This window comes from Caballeronia fortuita (assembly GCF_001544835.2).
Classification (GTDB): Bacteria; Pseudomonadota; Gammaproteobacteria; order Burkholderiales; family Burkholderiaceae; genus Caballeronia; species Caballeronia fortuita.
Window position 1 is genome coordinate 271805 of the sequence record NZ_FCNX02000010.1, and the last position, 16455, is coordinate 288259.

Consider the following 16455-nt stretch of genomic DNA (forward strand, 5'->3'; position numbering starts at 1 on the left):
GAACCGGATAGATAAAACGCCATCGATTCCATATCGATGGCGTTTTTTTTGTCCCAGGCAACTTGCCACTGCGGGAAAACCGCGACTCCGTCACAGCGCGTCTCAAAGCCCTGGTTCCGCTAGAATGGAACGACTCAACCATTATTCGAACAAGGCCGCAGCGGCCGAGCCGATCCCCGAGCACTCATGTCCCGACGCATCATTCCTCTCGCCGATGTCAGCGCGCTCCCGGATATTTCCGGCGTCGCGGCGTCGCCGTCCGGGTTGCTCACCGACACCCTGGCGCGCCCGTTACGCGATCTGCGCATCTCGGTGACGGACCGCTGCAACTTCCGCTGCGTGTACTGCATGCCGCGCGAAGTGTTCGACAAGGACTACCAGTTCCTCCCGCACGCCGCCCTGCTCTCGTTCGAGGAAATCGAACGGCTCGCGCGCGTGTTCGTCGCGCATGGCGTCGAGAAGATCCGTTTGACGGGCGGCGAGCCGCTATTGCGCAAGAACATCGAATTCCTGATCGAGCGGCTTGCGCTCCTGCGCACGCCCGAAGGCCGTCCGCTCGACCTCACGCTCACCACCAACGGCTCGCTGCTCGCGCGAAAGGCGCGGTCGCTGAAAGACGCGGGCTTGTCGCGCGTGACGGTGAGTCTCGACGCCCTCGACGATGCTCTTTTTCGCCGCATGAACGACGCCGATTTCGCCGTCGCCGACGTGCTGGACGGCATCGAAACGGCGCAGGCCGCTGGGCTCGATCCGATCAAGGTGAACATGGTCGTGAAGCGCGGCACGAACGACCAGGAAATCGTGCCGATGGCGCGCCACTTCAAAGGCAGCGGCGCGGTCCTGCGCTTCATCGAATATATGGATGTCGGCGCGTCGAACGGCTGGAACATGAGCGAAGTGCTGCCGTCGGCGCAGGTGATCGAGCGCATCGGCGCGCACTTTCCGCTGGAACCGCTCGAAGCCCACACCGCTGCGGAAACCGCGCAGCGCTGGGCGTATCGGGACGGCGGCGGTGAAATCGGCGTCATCTCCAGCGTGACGCGCGCGTTCTGCGACTCGTGCACGCGCGCGCGGCTGTCGACGGAAGGCAAGCTCTACCTCTGCCTTTTCGCCGTGGCCGGTCACGATCTGCGCGGGCTGATCCGCAGCGGCGCCAGCGACGAGGACGTCGCCACTGCCATCGCGCGTATCTGGGAAGCGCGGGGCGACCGCTACTCGCAACTGCGCGGCAGCGCATCGGCGCCGTCGCGCGAGGATGCGCGTCGCGTCGAGATGTCCTACATCGGCGGCTGAGCGCAGCGGATCGTTCGTGCCGATCATCCATACATCGTCCAGCGTTACCGCGCTCGTGCTCGCGGGCGGGCGCGGCTCGCGCATGGGCGGCGTCGACAAAGGCATGCAGCACTTCCACGGCGAGCCGCTCGCCCTGCACGTGCTGCGGCGCATCGCGCCCCAGGCGGGCGCGGTGCTGATCAGCGCAAACCGGTCGATCGAAGAATACGAGCGCATCGGCGCACCGTTCGGAGCGCGCGTCGTCACCGATGCGCGGGCGGACTATCCTGGACCGCTCGCCGGCATTGCCGCCGCGCTGCACGCCGCCTCGACCGAATTCGTCCTCACCGCGCCGTGCGACGCCCCGTTCCTCGACGCACACATCGGCGCTGCGCTGATGCAATCGCTCGACACGCACGGCGGCAGCGTTGCGTATGCGGCAACAATCGATGCGTCGGGCGAGGTCACGGCGCATCCGGTTTTCGCGCTTCTGCGCGCGTCGCTCGCCGACGATCTCGACGCCTGGCTCGACGCCGGAGAACGCAAGGTCCGCGCGTGGTACGCGCGCCACAAGGCGCTGGAAGTCCGATTTCACGACGAACGCGCGTTTTACAATATCAATGATTTACAGCAGCTTGCCGATCTGCAACGCCGCTGATTCATTCGACTCGACAGTTCGTTCATGTTCACGTCCGCTACCGCGGGCGCTCAACCACCGCGCGGCCTCGAGGCTGCTCCTTCGCCGGACACCGGCCGCGTTCCACGCAGATTCATGACCACGCCCAAGGAATTTTCCGCCTGCGTCGCCCACTACGATCCGAATGCGCTGCCCGTCGATGCGGCGCAGGAAATCGTGCGTCAGTGGGCCTTGCCGCGCGCGCGGGATACGAAAGTCGAGCGCGTGGGCCTGCATGACGCGCTCGACCGCGTGCTCGCCGAGGACGTGATCTCGCCCATCGACGTGCCCGCATACGATAATTCCGCGATGGACGGCTACGCGTTTTCCGGCGAAGTGCTCTCGCGCGGCGATGCGACGGTCGATCTGACGGTCGCGGGCACCGCGCTCGCGGGCCGGCCGTTCGAGCGCGCGCCGGATGCGGGCCAGTGCGTGCGCATCATGACGGGCGCGCTCATTCCGCCGGGCTGCGACACGGTCGTGCCGCAGGAACTCGTCGCGCGCGAAGGCGATGCAATCCGCTTCGCGACGGCGACGATCCGCGCGGGCCAGAACCGTCGCCTTTCGGGCGAGGATCTCGCGAAGGGCAAGCCCGCGCTTTTCGCGGGACGCGTCGTGCGTGCATCGGACCTTGGTTCGCTCGCATCGCTCGGCATCGGCGAAGTTTCAGTCCGCAAGCGCATAACCGTCGCGTTCTTTTCGACGGGCGACGAATTGCGCTCGGTCGGCGAACCGCTGGACGCCGGCAGCCTCTACGACAGCAATCGCTACACGCTCTTCGCGATGCTCAAACGGCTCGGCGTGCACACGGTCGATCTCGGCATCGTGCGCGACGACCGCGCGTCGCTCGAAAAGGCGCTGCGCCAGGCGACGCAAAGCGCCGATGTCGTCATCAGTTCGGGCGGCGTGTCCGTCGGCGATGCGGACTTCACGCGCGAGCTGATGAATTCGCTCGGCGACGTCGCCTTCTGGAAGATCGCGATGCGCCCGGGCCGCCCGCTCGCGTTCGGCCGCCTCTGGTCGGGCGAACGCGCGGGCACGGGCGAATCGGCGCTGTTCTTCGGCTTGCCGGGCAATCCGGTCGCGGTGATGGCAACGTTCTACTTCGTCGTGCGCGAGGCGCTGCTGGCGATGTCGGGCGCGACGCGCGCACCGCTCACGGTCGTTCGCGCGCGCGCCGCCGAGCCGATGAAAAAGCGCGCCGGCCGCACCGAATTCCAGCGCGGCATCGCAACGCGCGACGAAGAAGGCCGCTATCGCGTCGTCACGACTGGCCCGCAGGGTTCCGGCGTGCTGAGTTCGATGAGCAATGCCAACTGCTTCATCGTGCTCGAACACGCGCGCGGCGACGTCGATGCCGGCGACGAAGTCGAAATCGTGCCGTTCGACGGCCTGATCTGATCTGGCGTCACAAACGGATGTCGCCAGTGCAAACATTCCTACATCGATAGACGGGGCTTTCCTTCCATGAAAAAGCAGATCTCATTCATCGCACCGGGACAGACTGCCAAGGCGCTGATCCTCGTGTATCTGACCTTCAGCGTGCCCATCGTGCTGCTCGGCGTGGTGGTCGCGTTCGTGCGATTCGGCTCGGTGGAAGTGAGCACGGTCACGAGCGCGCTGCTGCTCAACGCGATTCTCGGCTTCATCCTGCTGTGGATCGCGTGCCACGCGTACAACTGGGTGGCCTCGCGCTTCGGCGGCATCGAAATCGTGTTGTCCGACGCGCCGGAGGAAGCGTGAGCGCCCCGCTCATTCGCGCGGCCACGCCCGCCGACGTCGCCGCGATTTTCGCGCTGATGTACGAACTCGCGGAGTTCGAGAAGCTCACGCACCTGTTCATCGCGACGGAAGAAGGCGTGCATGACGCGCTGTTCGGCGCGCGTCCGGCGGCCGAAGCGCTCGTCGCGGAAGTCGAAGGCGAAGTCGTCAGCTACGCGCTTTTCTTCCAGAACTTCTCGACCTTCCTCGGCAAGCGCGGCCTGTATCTCGAAGATCTTTACGTGCGTCCGTCGATGCGCGGCAGCGGTCTCGGCACGCTGATGCTGAAGCAACTCGCCGCGCTCGCGGTCGAGCGTCAGTGCGGCCGCTTCGAGTGGTCGGTGCTCGACTGGAACCAGAATGCCATCGACTTCTACGAGAAGATGGGCGCGACGGTGCTGCCCGACTGGCGCATCGTGCGCGTGACGGGCGAGCCGCTCGAACGCCTCGCCTCGTAACGCGTCTTTCAGTTCAAGGCTCGTCGTCGCCTTCGGGCGATGACGCATCGCCGAGGACATCGCCCAGCAACCCCGCCGCCTGTTCTCCCGGCAACGCCTCGACATCGCGCAGGCGCTTGCCCATCTGCCGCGTGCGCGTCTGCGCCAATTCGATCGATCGCGTGACGGTTTCGAGCTGCGACTTGGTTTTGGCCAGCACGTCGCCGAACTTGCCGAACTCGGTCTTCACCGCGCCGAGCACCTGCCACACCTCGCTCGAACGCTTCTCGATGGCGAGCGTGCGAAAGCCCATCTGCAAGCTGTTGAGGAGCGCGGTCAGCGTGGTCGGCCCGGCGACGGTCACGCGGAACTCGCGCTGCAACGAATCGGTCAGGCCCGGACGGCGCAGCACTTCGGCGTAGAGCCCTTCGGTCGGCAGGAAAAGCAGCGCGAAGTCGGTCGTGTAGGGCGGCGCGACATATTTCTGCGCGATCGACTTCGCTTCCGCGCGCAAACGGCCTTCCAGCGCGCGCGACGCATCCTCGACGCCCACCGGGTCCGCGCGATCCTGCGCATCGATCAGGCGTTCGTAGTCTTCGCGCGGAAACTTCGCGTCGATCGGCAGCCAGACGGGCGTGGCCGCATCGCCCGGCGCGCCAGGCGCGTCGTGACGACCCGGCAGCCTGACCGCGAACTCGACGCGCTCGTTGCTCTTCGGAATCGTCGCGACGTTCTTCGCGTACTGGTCGGGCGTCAGCAACTGCTCCAGCAGCGCTTCGAGCTGCACTTCGCCCCAGATGCCGCGCGTCTTGACGTTGGTCAGCACTTTCTTCAGATCGCCGACGCCCGCAGCAAGCGTCTGCATCTCGCCGAGCCCACGATGCACCTGCTCGAGCCTCTCCGACACGAGCCTGAACGATTCGCCGAGCCGTTGCTCCAGCGTCGCGTGAAGCTTCTCGTCGACGGTGCGCCGCATTTCCTCGAGCTTCGTCGCGTTGTTGGCCTCGATGTCCTTCAGGCGCGCTTCGAGTGTCGCGCGGACTTCGCCGAGCCGCCGCTCGTTCGCTTCGGACAACTGCGCGAGATGCAGCGAGATCGAATCGGCGAAGCGCTTGAGTGCATTGCCCTGCTCCTCGCGCGCCTGCTGGCTCTGTTGCGCGAGTTGCTGCGCGAGCGCATCGAACTGCGCGTTCTGCACGTTCGACATGTTCGCCAGTTGCGTCGACAAAGTCTGATGGAATTGCGTGAAGCCGCTTTGCGATTCCATCCGCGACACGCGCGCGCTCTCCGCGATATCGCCGCGCAGCCCGCGTTCGAGCCGCTCCTGCGCGCGCGCGTGGGCCTCGCCCATGTCGTTGACGCGGTCGGTGAGCGCTTCGAACTCGTCGAAGATGACCGCGTTCGAGTTGCGCCGCATCGACATGACGAGCGCGACGAGCGCGATTACCAGCGCGATCGCCAGCACGGCGAGCGCGCCAACCAGCAATTCCATCATTTCTTCAGTACGTCCGGATTGATCGGGTTCGGCGGATTGCCGGCGCGCGGTCCTTCACCGAGCGCGGCGATGAGGTTGTCGGCCGTGAGATTGGCCATTGCGCGGCGCGTGGCTTCCGTCGCGCTCGCGATATGCGGCGTCAGCACGACGTTGTCGAGCAGCAGGAAATCCGGATTGAACTTCGGCTCGCCCTCGAAGACATCGACGCCTGCAGCCGCGATGCGCTTGTCGCGCAAGGCCGCGATCAGCGCCGCATCGTCGACGATGCCGCCGCGCGCGATATTCGTGAGCGTTGCCGTCGGCTTCATCAGCGCGAGCTCGGGCGCGCCGATCGTGTGATGGCTCTCCTTCGAATAAGGCACGACGAGCACGACATGATCCGCGCGCCTGAGCAAGTCTTCCTTCGACGCATACTCGGCGTTCAGCTCGCGTTCGATCTCCTGCGCGACCCGCGAGCGGTTGTGATACATCACGCGCATGTTGAAGCCGGCCGCCCGCCGAGCGAGCGCCTGCCCGATGCGCCCCATGCCGATCACGCCGAGCGTCGAGCCGTACACATCGGTGCCGAGGAACGAATCGAAGGACCATTTCTCCCATTTGCCCGCGCGCAGGAAATGTTCGGATTCGGTGACGCGCCGCGCTGCCGCCATCATCAGCGCCCAGCCGAAATCGGCGGTGGTTTCGTTCAGCACGTTCGGCGTGTTGGTGCCGAGCACGCCATGCGCGTCGAACGCGTGCATGTCGAAGTTGTTGTAGCCGACCGCCATGTTCGACACGACCTTCAGATTCGGCGCGCCCGCCAGTTCCTTGTCGCCGACCGATTCGCCCGCCGTGAAGGCGCCGTCCTTGTCGGCGAGACGGCGCGCGAATTCTTCCTGCGGGAGCACGTCGCCGCGATTCACGTCGACATCGAAATACTGTTGCAGGCGCTCGATCACATCGGGAAAGGTGGGACGCGCTACCAGCACTTTCTTCTTCATCGGTTGCTCCTAGAAAAATAGCCAGCCCATAACGGCGAAAAGCGGCAAGAGAATCACGCCGGACCACGCCATGAAGCCGAAGAAACTCGGCATGCGCACGCCGCGCGATTCCGCGATCGCCTTCACCATGAAATTCGGCGCGTTGCCGATATACGTGTTCGCGCCCATGAAAACCGCGCCCGCGGAGATGGCGGCGAGCGTCGTGGCGTCGGTGGTCATGAGCGCGCGGGCATCGCCGCCCGCGAGATTGAAGAAGACGAGGTAGGTCGGCGCGTTGTCGAGAAACGAGGACAAGAGGCCGGTCGCCCAGAAATACGCGATGTCGACGGGCTTGCCCTGCGCGTCCGACACCGCCCGCACGATGCCCGCGAACGCGCCCGCCTCGCCCGCGCGCAGGATCGTGATGACGGGCGCGATGGTGATGAAGATGGCCGCAAACAGCTTCGCCACTTCCGCGATGGGCGCCCAGGCGAACGCGTTGCCCGCGCGCGCGCTTTTCGGCGTGAGAACGAGCGAAGCCAGCAGCACGGCGACGAGCAGCACGTCGCGCACGAGGTTCTGCAACTGGACATGCGTGCCGAACACATCGAACGCGATGGCGGGCTTCCACACGCCGCTCATCAGCACGAGCACGACGATCACCGCGAGCAGCGCGAAGTTGATCTTGCCGTCGATGCCGAGCTGCGGCGAGTCGGGCGTCGGATCGAGAAACGTGGACCGCGTGTCGTGGCGGCGCCAGTAGTACGTGTCGAGCGCATAGAAGACCGCGAGGAGGATGGCGCAGACGAAGAGCATCGGCAGCGCGAGATGCAGTGTCGTCCAGAAGAAGCCGACGCCGTTCAGAAAGCCGAGGAACAGCGGCGGATCGCCGAGCGGCGTGAGCGAGCCGCCCGCGTTCGCGACAAGGAAGATGAAGAACACGACGACGTGCACGACATGCTTGCGATTGTCGTTCGCGCGCAGAAGCGGACGGATCAGCAGCATGGCCGCGCCGGTCGTGCCCATGACGCTCGCGAGCGCAGTGCCGAGCGCGAGCAGGCCGGTGTTCAGACGCGCGGAGCCGTGCAGATTGCCGCGCACGCATATGCCGCCCGCGACCGTATAGAGCGACGCCAGCAAAACGATGAACGGCACGTACTCTTCGAGCATCGCGTGGACGAGCACGCTGCCCGCCGCGCCGAATCCGAAGGCAAGCGCGAACGGCGCAAGAAACGCGATCGCCCACGCGGCCGCGATCTTGCCGTAGTGGTGATGCCAGAGCTTCGGCGCGACGAGCGGAAACATCGCGATGGACAGCAGAATGCCGACGAACGGAATGCTCCACGTCGCGGGCAGCGTCGCGCCGTCGGGCATCGCGGCGGCGGCTGGCGCCGCGATCAGCGCCAGCATTGCGCATGGCGCGCAAAAAACCAGACGCCGCATCTGACTCACGCTCCCCGCACGACGATCACATGCACGCGATACGGCCCATGCGCGCCGAGCACGATGGTCTGCTCGATATCGCCGGTGCGCGACGGCCCCGACACGAAGTTCACCGCGCGCGGCAGCTCGCCCCGCTCGGCGCGCATCAGCGCGAAAGCGTCTTCATGCGCCGCGACGATGCGCGATGCAGGCACGATCGCGATGTGCGTCTGCGGCAGGAGCGCGCCGGATGCGGGCGTCTCGCCGCCCGAAAGCAGCACGAGCGAACCGGTTTCGGCCGTTGCGCAGAAACAGCCGGTGATGCCGACCAGATCGGCGTCGGCGGGCTTGCGAAACGCCGCCTGAATACCCGCTTGCGTCCACGGAAGACCGACGAGCGCCGGCCACGCGACGGCATCGACTGGAAGATTCAGCGATTGGAGATAGCGCGCGGCTTCGGCGGGCGCGTCGACGAGCGCTTCGACTTCAGCGACGGTCGTGGACAGACGCTCGGCTTCGAGCGTGAAGCGTGCGATCAGCTCGTCGCGCGACTGAGGCAACGGCGGACGCGGACCTGCCGGATGCCGCTCGACATACGCTTGCGCGGCCTCGCGTTCGGCATCCGTGGCGGTGCCGCGACGGCCCTGCGCGCTGCGAATGCGCGCGAGAATATTGCGGCGCGCGGCCGATGTATCCATGGTGCCGTCCTCGTATTGGCGTGCCTGACATTCGTGCGCCGCACAGGCCGGCGACGCGTTCGAATTATAGCGAGCGGCCCCGGCACGCGAACCTCGGCCGAACGGCATAGGCCGGATGCACGAACGCGCGTCGCTCAGTCGTCGCCGACCGGCTGCTCGATGCCGAAGACCTGGCGCAGATAGGCGAGATACGCCTTGTCGTCGCACATGTTCTTGCCGGGCGAATCCGAAAGTTTCGCGACCGGCTGACCGTTGCAGCGAACCATCTTGATGACGATCTGCAGCGGCTGATAACCGAGATCGTTGGTTAGATTCGTGCCGACACCGAATGCGAGCTGGCAACGGCCGCGAAAGCGCTCGTATAGTTGCAGCACCTTCGGGATATCGAGCGCGTCGGAGAAGACGAGCACCTTCGTGCGCGGGTCGCAGCGGTTTTCCTCGTAATGCCGGATGAGGCGCTCGCCCCAGTCGAAGGGATCGCCGGAGTCGTGGCGCGCGCCGTCGAAGAGCTTGCAGAAGTACATGTCGAAGTCGCGCAGGAACGCCTTCATGCCGTAGACGTCAGACAGCGCGATGCCGAGGTCGCCGCGATATTCCTTCGCCCACATCTCGAAGCCGAAGATCTGCGAGTCGCGCAGACGCGGGCCCAGCGCCTGACAGGCCTGAAGATACTCGTGCGCCATCGTGCCGAGCGGTCGAAGGCCGTGCTTCATCGCATAAAAGCAGTTGCTCGTGCCGGCGAATTGCGCGCCGAGCTTTTCCTTCAGCGTCAGCACGACTTCCTCGTGCCATTGCCCGGAAAAGCGGCGGCGCGTGCCGTAGTCGGCAATCTTGCAATCGGAATATTCAGGCGGCGTGGCGAGCAGCTTGATCTTGTCGCGCAGGCGCTCGCGGCCGGTCTCGTACTCGGGCTTGCGCTGCGTGTTGCGGAAGTAGACCTCGTTGACGATCGCGAGCACCGGAATCTCGAAGAGAATCGTGTGCAGCCACGGCCCTTCGATCTCGATGTCGATCTCGCCGTTCTTCTTCGGCGACGGCGCGATGCGGATGGACTTCTCGTTCAGATGAAAGAGCGCGAGGAAGTCGATGAAGTCGCTCTTGATGAAGCGCATGCGCCGCAAATAGTCCAGCTCTTCTTCCTTGAAGCGCAGGTTGCAGAGCTGGCGCACTTCGTCGCGGATCTCGTCGATGTACGGCACGAGATCGACGTTCGGCGTGCGGCAGCGAAAGCGATATTCGACGTGCGCCGCCGGGAAGTGATGCAGCACCACCTGCATCATCGTGAACTTGTAGAGGTCGGTGTCGAGCAGCGAATTGATGATCATGGTTCTGACGGGAACATCCACGCGAATGGACCGCGCGCTCTGGCCTTGCCGCCGGCGCGAAGCCTCATGCCTTTAGGGCCATGTTACCCGAATGTGCGCGAAGGGATGACCATGCGCCACCCATTTGCGGAGCCGTGCATACATAAATCACGAATCAATATAAAGCGCGCTTCGTGCGGCTCGTGCCCGCTTTTACCGTTACGCTACAATATGCGTTTCGGCAGACGCACCTCCCGGCCTACGCAGCCGCCCAGGGCGCCGCCCCCACGAATTCCGCATGCAGGAGCCTGAATGACTCACGTTGTGACCGAAAGCTGCATCAAGTGCAAGTACACCGATTGCGTGGACGTGTGCCCGGTGGATTGCTTCCGCGAAGGTCCCAACTTTCTCGCGATCGATCCGGACGAGTGCATCGACTGCGCCGTTTGCGTGGCCGAGTGCCCGGTCAATGCGATCTACGCCGAAGAAGATGTCCCCGGAGATCAGCAGCACTTCACCGAACTCAACGCGGAACTCGCGCGCAACTGGCCGAGCATCACGAAGACCAAGGGATCGCTGCCCGAAGCGGACGAGTTCAAGGACGTCAAGGAAAAGCTGAACCTGCTCGAACGCTGATTCAGCGATACTCGGGGCGGCACTAGCGCCTGGTGCAAAGTTGTATCGCGTGTCATATCGAATGAAGTTTGATCGTTGACACGCGCGAAATCGCCCCCTATAATTTCGCTTCTCTGCTGTAGATGTTCCCCGATAGCTCAGTCGGTAGAGCGCCGGACTGTTAATCCGTAGGTCCCTGGTTCGAGCCCAGGTCGGGGAGCCAAGAACTCCAGCAAGTCGGTTTTAAAAGAACCCAGTCGATCGGCTGGGTTTTTTTCTCAGTTGCAGATGTATCAGTTGTTCCCCGATAGCTCAGTCGGTAGAGCGCCGGACTGTTAATCCGTAGGTCCCTGGTTCGAGCCCAGGTCGGGGAGCCAAAGAGCTTCAGCCAAAAGCCCAGTCAATGCGACTGGGCTTTTTGTTTTTGCGCCCTCTCGACCTTTTACGCCGCTGTCGGAACGCTTCGCGTTCAGTCGTTTAAGCAGTCTTTTGGCAGCCGCCGCATAATTTCCAAAAGCAGACAGATGGCAGCGATCGAGCAAGAAGGAGCAACGACATGCGCTGGCTTTTGTTGTTCATCTTTATCGCGTGTGCGGCCTATACGCACTGGCGCGGCAAAGTCCGGCACGGCTTCTTCCGGCAACTTTCAGATCATTCGACGTTCATGTCGCCGCTGAACGGCTTCGTCTATCTGTTCTCGCGCGTGCCCTCGACGCCCTATCTGCAGCCGTCGCTCTTTCCCGAACTCGCGCCGCTCGGCGCGCAATGGGAAACGATCCGCGCCGAAGCCCTCGCGCTGCACGAAGCGAGCAAAATCCAGGCGGCGGACAAGTACAACGACATCGGCTTCAATTCTTTCTTCCGGCGCGGCTGGCGGCGCTTCTATCTCAAGTGGTATGACCGTCCGCATCCGTCCGCGGTCGCGATGTGCCCGAACACGCTCGCGATCCTGCAGACCATCCCGACCGTCAAGGCCGCCATGTTCGCGATGCTTCCGCCCGGCGGCACGCTGACGCTGCATCGCGATCCGTACGCGGGTTCGCTGCGCTATCACCTCGGGCTCGTCACGCCGAACCAAGACGGCTGCGCGATCGTCGTCGATGGCGAGCGTTATTCGTGGCGCGACGGCGAGGCGGTCGTCTTCGATGAAACCTATCTGCACTGGGCCGAGAACCGGACGGACAAGGACCGCATCATTCTCTTCTGCGACATCGAGCGGCCGATGAAATACCGCTGGGCGCAGGCATTCAATCATGTCGTCGGCGGTTTTCTGATGCGCGCCGCCGCCTCGCCGAACGAAATCGGCGACCGCACCGGCGGGTTGAATCGCGCGTTCAAGTATCTATATTCCGTCCGGCTCGTCGGCAAGCGCCTGAAGGCGTGGAACCGGACGGTCTACTACATCGTGAAGTGGCTGCTGTTCGGCGGCATTGCCGTCGCGATTTTCTGGAAGCACTGAGACTTCATGCGAGCCACACGACGGTCAGCGAGCGCACGCCCTGCGCGCCGCGAATCAGCACGCCTTCGATATCCGCCGTCGCCGATGGTCCGGTCACGAGCACCGCATAGCGCGCCGATTCGAAATCGTCCCGTCGATACACTTGCTGCAAGCCTTCGACGAGCAGCGCGGGATCGAGCAGCACGACGAGATGCTGCGACAGATAGCCGATCGAATTCACCACGTACTCGCGCTCGCTGAACCACACCGAGCCCGTTTCCGCGACGCCGAAGCGCCCTCGCACGATGCCCACGTCGACATCCTGGAGGGATGCGGGAACGGTGTCGGACGAAAGGGGCCGCGTGCCGCCGACGCCCGGCACCGCCGATGCGATCACCTTCGCATCGGCGAAGCGCGACGAGATCAGCGCGTTCACGTCGTCCAGACTGGCCGCTTCGACGCACGTTCCGCCCATCGCCGTCAGCGCGGCGGTAAAGCGCGCCTTCAGATCGCCTTCGGGCGCGGGGAAGACAGGCACGTCGGGGCGCGGGCGCGCTGCGGGCTGCGCCGCGCGAATCTTCGCCAGAAAAGCGTCGCGAGTCGTCATTGATCGGGCTTCCTGTTCTTCTTGTACCACTCGTGGAAAGTCTCGGCGGGCGCTTCGGGCAGATCGCGCCCGCGTCCCCAGATGTTGAGCGGGTTGTAGAGCACGAAGTTGGGCAGACGCTTCAGCGCGCCGCCGAGCGATGCGACCGTCGCGCGATAAAGCGTCGGGCTCGCGAGCAGACGCCCCGCCATCTTCAGCACTTCCTGCTTCACGAACGGCACCTCGTGCTTTTCGGCGATGACTTCGCGCCACTTGTAAATCTGCTCGTGGATGTTCACCTTAACGGGACACACGTTCGTGCAGCTGCCGTTCATCGTCGAGGCGAACGGCAGCGCGCTGTAGCGCTTCAGATCGTGCGTCGGATTGATGATGGCGCCGATCGGCCCCGAATACGTGCCGCCATACGACAGCCCGCCGCTCCTCCGATACACCGGACACGTATTCATGCACGCGCCGCAGCGGATGCACTTGAGCGAGAACCAGAAGTCGTCCATCGCGAGACGCTCGGAGCGGCCGTTATCGACGAGGATGTAGTGCATCTCCGTGCCCGGACGCGGCGCGCGAAAGTGCGACGTGTACTGCGTAATCGGCGAGCCGAGCGCGCTTCTCGACAGCATCCGCACGAAAACGCCTAGATCGGCGATCGTCGGAATGATCTTTTCGATGCCGATCGACGCGATATGCAGCGGCGGTACGTTCGCCGACAAATCCGCGTTGCCCTCGTTCGTGCATACGACCACCGTTCCCGTCTCCGCGACCGCGAAATTGCACCCGGTCATGCCGGCCGTCTTCTCGCGCACGAAATACGGCCGCGTGTTCATGCGCTGGCTTTCCGCGAGATAGTGGATGTCGCTGTTGTGCGGATCGGTGCCGATGGTCTTGCCGAACAGTTCCGCCACGTCCGCGCGCAGCTTGTGCACGGCGGGCACGACCATGTGACTCGGGTCCTGATGATCGAGCTGCTGGATGCGTTCGCCGAGATCGGTTTCCATCACCGTGATGCCGCGCGGCTCCAGATAGTCGCGCATGTAGCACTCGTCGGTGAGCATCGACTTGCTCTTCACGAGCGAGGTCATGCCGCGCTCGCTCATCAACTGGTAGACGAGCGCGTTGTGCTCCTCGGCGTTCGCCGCGAAGTGCACGACGACGCCGTTCTTCTCCGCCTGATCGACGAACTGCGCGATGTAATCGGCGAGATTGGACAGCGTATGTTCCTTGATCGCCGATGCGAGATCGCGCATCGTCTCCCATTCGGGAATGCCGTGCGCCTGCGCGTCGCGCTTGCTGCGCAAGTCCCAAAGACGCTTGTCATGGAACGCGACGTGATCCGGCTTCTGCAGAAACGCGCCCGCCGCCTTCGCGTGATCGATTCGTACGCTCTTGCTCATGCGCGCGCTCCGTTCAGAACCTGCGCGATATGGATGAACTTCGCATCGGCTTTCATGCGCTCGGCGCAGCCTTGCTGATGCATGAGACACGACATGTCGCCCGAGACGATGTACTCCGCGCCCGCGCCGACGTGATCGCGTACCTTGTCCTGCCCCATGCGCACGGAGACGGCCTCTTCGGTCACCGAGAACGTGCCGCCGAAACCGCAGCATTCGTCGGGACGCGCGGGCGCGACGAACTCGATGCCCTTCACGCCTTCGAGCAGCGCGCGCGGCTTCGAGAACGGCGTGCCCGCCACTTCCGAATTCGATGTCTCGCGCAGATGCCGCACGGCGCTGCAACTGTTGTGCAGCCCGACCTTGTGCGGGAATTCGGCCCACGGAAACGCGCGCACCTTCAGCACATCGTGAAGAAACTCGACGAGTTCGAACGTATTACGGCGCACCTTCTGCACCGCGCTCGTCTGCTCGATCGCGGTGAAATGCTCGCGCACGTGATGCGTGCAACTCGCCGACGGTCCGACGACGTAATCGTAGTCCGCGAAGTTGCGGGCGAAGACGCGCTCGGCGCCGGCCGCGTCCTTGTGCGCGCCGCTATTGGCCATCGGCTGGCCGCAGCAGGTCTGATCCTGCGGATAGTCGACATCCACGCCCAGCCGTTCGAGCAATTCCAGCGTGGCGATGCCGATTTGCGGATAGAAAGCGTCGATGAAACACGGAACGAACAGGGCAACTTTCATGACGGATTCGGCGATTGGTAAGCTTGGTCTGACCAAGACTTTAAAGAGATGCCCGATTCGTGTCAAACTCGGGCATTCCCCCGGCTTTCACCACGCATTCACGTCGAACGATGACTTTTCAGCCCGTCCATGCGCATTCCTACGCCCGCGTGCGCCTCTCCGATGTCGTGTCCGGACAGATCCGCGAGCTGATATCGAGCGGCGCGCTGCTGCCCGGCCAGCGTCTGCCCGCCGAACGCGATCTCGCGGAGCAGTTGAACGTGTCCCGTCCGTCGTTGCGCGAGGCGCTGATTCGGCTGGAATCGGACGGCTTCATACGCGCGGTTGGGCGCGGTGGTTTTGTCGTATCGGACGTGACGGCGCCGCTCGTGTCGCATCCGCTCGCCGCCTTGCTCGAACAGCAGCCGAACGCGAGCGCCGATGTCCTCGAACTGCGCCACGGCCTCGAAACGCTCTCGACCGCCTACGCCGCCGAGCGCGCGACCGATGCCGATCTTGCGCGCATCGCCGCCGCGTTCGACGCGCTGCAGAACGCCGTCGCGGAGAAGAGCACGCGAATCGCGGAAAAGGACGCGGCGTTCCATCTTGCGATCGCGGACGCGACGCACAACGTCGCGCTGACGCATGTGATGCACGGCCTCAACGAACTCGTGCGCGAATCGATGCTGACATCGCACCGTCTCGTCGATTACGACGACGACGTCGAAGCGAACTTGATGACGCAGCATCGCGCGATCTTCGATGCGATCGTCGCGCGCGATCCGGCACGCGCGCGCGAATGCGCAGGCGCGCACCTGGACTACGTGCGCACGCTGTACCGCGATCTTCCGGCGAGGCGCAACCGGGCCGCGTGACGTATTCACATTACGAATCTGTAAGCTGCGAGAAAGTGATGATAGGACATCGCCTACACAGCTTTCGGACGCGCACGGCTAACGCGCGCCCCGCTTCCTCGCGATACTGGAACCGTCTAAAACAACACGCGAAGGAGGACAAAATGCCTTACCTGCTCGGATGGTTGCTCGGCGTTCCGGTCATCGTTCTGGTGATTCTTTATCTGATCTTCCATTGACCGCATGCGAGTGCGAGATGCATCGAAAAAGCAAGGGCGTCGATACAATACGACGCCCTTTCTCTTTTCCTGCATACGACGATGAAACGCTCCGCTCTCGCCCTCGCCGCTTCGTTCGCAGTTCTCACCGGCGCGGGACTCGCGCACGCGGAGGAAATCGCGAGCGTAAATACCAACTTTCGTTTCACCGGCTCCGACCGCGTGACTGTCGACGCTTACGACGATCCGCTCGTCCAGGGCGTGACGTGCTACGTGTCGCGCGCGCGCACGGGCGGCGTGAAAGGCACGCTGGGCATCGCCGAAGATCCGACCGAAGCGTCGATCGCGTGCCGTCAGGTCGGGCCGATCAGGTTCACACAGCCGCTCAAGCAGAAAACCGACGTGTTCTCCGCTGGCATGTCCTTCATCTTCAAGACGCTGCATGTGGTGCGCGTCGTCGATACGAAACGCAACACGCTCGTCTATCTGACCTACAGCGACCGCATCGCGACCGGCAGCCCGAAGAACAGCGTCACGGCGGTGCCGGTGCCCGAGGGCACGACTATCCCGGTGAAGTGACGCGCGGCGCATC

Annotated in this window: 17 protein-coding genes and 2 tRNA genes; 11 read left to right on the forward strand and 8 right to left on the reverse strand. The window is 64.0% G+C overall.

Annotation, left to right across the window (positions count from 1 at the left end):
- Positions 1–186: 186 nt before the first annotated feature.
- The 5 genes from moaA to AWB77_RS20705 all read left to right on the forward strand — a co-directional run bounded on the left by moaA (position 187) and on the right by AWB77_RS20705 (position 4167).
- The gene (moaA, locus tag AWB77_RS20685; protein ID WP_061136303.1) at positions 187–1293 is read left to right on the forward strand and encodes a GTP 3',8-cyclase MoaA; all 1107 of its coding nucleotides are present in this window, start codon (positions 187–189) and stop codon (positions 1291–1293) included.
- A gap of 82 nt (positions 1294–1375) precedes the next feature.
- On the forward strand, positions 1376–1930 hold the full coding sequence (mobA, locus tag AWB77_RS20690) for a molybdenum cofactor guanylyltransferase MobA (protein WP_374728705.1): 555 nt from the start codon (positions 1376–1378) through the stop codon (positions 1928–1930).
- Between the two features lie 114 nt (positions 1931–2044).
- Positions 2045–3349 (forward strand): molybdopterin molybdotransferase MoeA, encoded by a 1305-nt coding sequence (moeA, locus tag AWB77_RS20695; protein WP_061136304.1) that lies wholly within the window; start codon positions 2045–2047, stop codon positions 3347–3349.
- A 66-nt stretch (positions 3350–3415) separates the two neighbouring features.
- Positions 3416–3691, forward strand: coding sequence for a hypothetical protein (locus tag AWB77_RS20700; RefSeq protein ID WP_061136305.1), 276 nt, complete (start codon positions 3416–3418; stop codon positions 3689–3691).
- A 56-nt stretch (positions 3692–3747) separates the two neighbouring features.
- Positions 3748–4167, forward strand: a complete 420-nt coding sequence (locus AWB77_RS20705; RefSeq protein WP_063936530.1) for a GNAT family N-acetyltransferase — start codon at positions 3748–3750, stop codon at positions 4165–4167.
- 13 nt (positions 4168–4180) lie between these two features.
- Here AWB77_RS20705 and AWB77_RS20710 read toward each other — a convergent pair whose 3' ends face one another.
- The 5 genes from AWB77_RS20710 to pncB all read right to left on the reverse strand — a co-directional run bounded on the left by AWB77_RS20710 (position 4181) and on the right by pncB (position 10045).
- Positions 4181–5641 (reverse strand): DNA recombination protein RmuC, encoded by a 1461-nt coding sequence (locus tag AWB77_RS20710; RefSeq protein WP_061136307.1) that lies wholly within the window; start codon positions 5639–5641, stop codon positions 4181–4183.
- Positions 5638–6621, reverse strand: coding sequence for a 2-hydroxyacid dehydrogenase (locus AWB77_RS20715; protein WP_061136308.1), 984 nt, complete (start codon positions 6619–6621; stop codon positions 5638–5640). The genes AWB77_RS20710 and AWB77_RS20715 overlap by 4 nt, the downstream gene beginning before the upstream one ends.
- A gap of 9 nt (positions 6622–6630) precedes the next feature.
- The gene (locus AWB77_RS20720; protein WP_061136309.1) at positions 6631–8043 is read right to left on the reverse strand and encodes a sodium:proton antiporter; all 1413 of its coding nucleotides are present in this window, start codon (positions 8041–8043) and stop codon (positions 6631–6633) included.
- 5 nt (positions 8044–8048) lie between these two features.
- Complete coding sequence (locus AWB77_RS20725) at positions 8049–8720, reverse strand: LutC/YkgG family protein (protein ID WP_061136376.1); 672 nt, start codon at positions 8718–8720, stop codon at positions 8049–8051.
- Between the two features lie 134 nt (positions 8721–8854).
- On the reverse strand, positions 8855–10045 hold the full coding sequence (gene pncB, locus AWB77_RS20730; protein WP_061136310.1) for a nicotinate phosphoribosyltransferase: 1191 nt from the start codon (positions 10043–10045) through the stop codon (positions 8855–8857).
- 291 nt (positions 10046–10336) lie between these two features.
- Here pncB and fdxA point away from each other — a divergent pair, with 291 nt between their 5' ends.
- The 4 genes from fdxA (at position 10337) to lpxO (ending at position 12098) form a co-directional block, all read left to right on the forward strand.
- Entirely contained in the window at positions 10337–10660 is a 324-nt protein-coding gene (fdxA, locus tag AWB77_RS20735) for a ferredoxin FdxA (RefSeq protein WP_061136311.1), read from the forward strand.
- A 126-nt stretch (positions 10661–10786) separates the two neighbouring features.
- Positions 10787–10862, forward strand: a tRNA-Asn gene (locus AWB77_RS20740).
- Positions 10863–10940: 78 nt separating this feature from the next.
- A tRNA-Asn gene (locus AWB77_RS20745) sits at positions 10941–11016 on the forward strand.
- Positions 11017–11195: 179 nt separating this feature from the next.
- Positions 11196–12098 carry a lipid A hydroxylase LpxO gene (gene lpxO / locus AWB77_RS20750; RefSeq protein ID WP_061136312.1) on the forward strand — a complete coding sequence of 301 codons (903 nt, stop codon included), beginning with the start codon at positions 11196–11198 and terminating at the stop codon, positions 12096–12098.
- Between the two features lie 4 nt (positions 12099–12102).
- Here lpxO and AWB77_RS20755 read toward each other — a convergent pair whose 3' ends face one another.
- Genes AWB77_RS20755 through AWB77_RS20765 form a run of 3 tightly spaced genes read right to left on the reverse strand, consistent with a single transcriptional unit; the run spans position 12103 to position 14812 of the window.
- Positions 12103–12684, reverse strand: coding sequence for a LutC/YkgG family protein (locus tag AWB77_RS20755; RefSeq protein WP_061136313.1), 582 nt, complete (start codon positions 12682–12684; stop codon positions 12103–12105).
- Complete coding sequence (locus AWB77_RS20760) at positions 12681–14072, reverse strand: lactate utilization protein B (RefSeq protein ID WP_061136314.1); 1392 nt, start codon at positions 14070–14072, stop codon at positions 12681–12683. Before AWB77_RS20760 ends, AWB77_RS20755 begins: the two co-directional genes overlap by 4 nt.
- The gene (locus AWB77_RS20765) at positions 14069–14812 is read right to left on the reverse strand and encodes a (Fe-S)-binding protein (RefSeq protein ID WP_061136315.1); all 744 of its coding nucleotides are present in this window, start codon (positions 14810–14812) and stop codon (positions 14069–14071) included. Before AWB77_RS20765 ends, AWB77_RS20760 begins: the two co-directional genes overlap by 4 nt.
- A gap of 110 nt (positions 14813–14922) precedes the next feature.
- On the opposite strand from AWB77_RS20765, the gene AWB77_RS20770 reads away from it, so the two are divergent.
- Together AWB77_RS20770 and AWB77_RS20775 are read left to right on the forward strand one after the other, a co-directional pair.
- The gene (locus AWB77_RS20770; protein ID WP_061136316.1) at positions 14923–15666 is read left to right on the forward strand and encodes a FadR/GntR family transcriptional regulator; all 744 of its coding nucleotides are present in this window, start codon (positions 14923–14925) and stop codon (positions 15664–15666) included.
- Between the two features lie 299 nt (positions 15667–15965).
- Positions 15966–16442 carry a CreA family protein gene (locus tag AWB77_RS20775; protein ID WP_061136317.1) on the forward strand — a complete coding sequence of 159 codons (477 nt, stop codon included), beginning with the start codon at positions 15966–15968 and terminating at the stop codon, positions 16440–16442.
- The last annotated feature ends 13 nt before the right edge of the window (positions 16443–16455 follow it).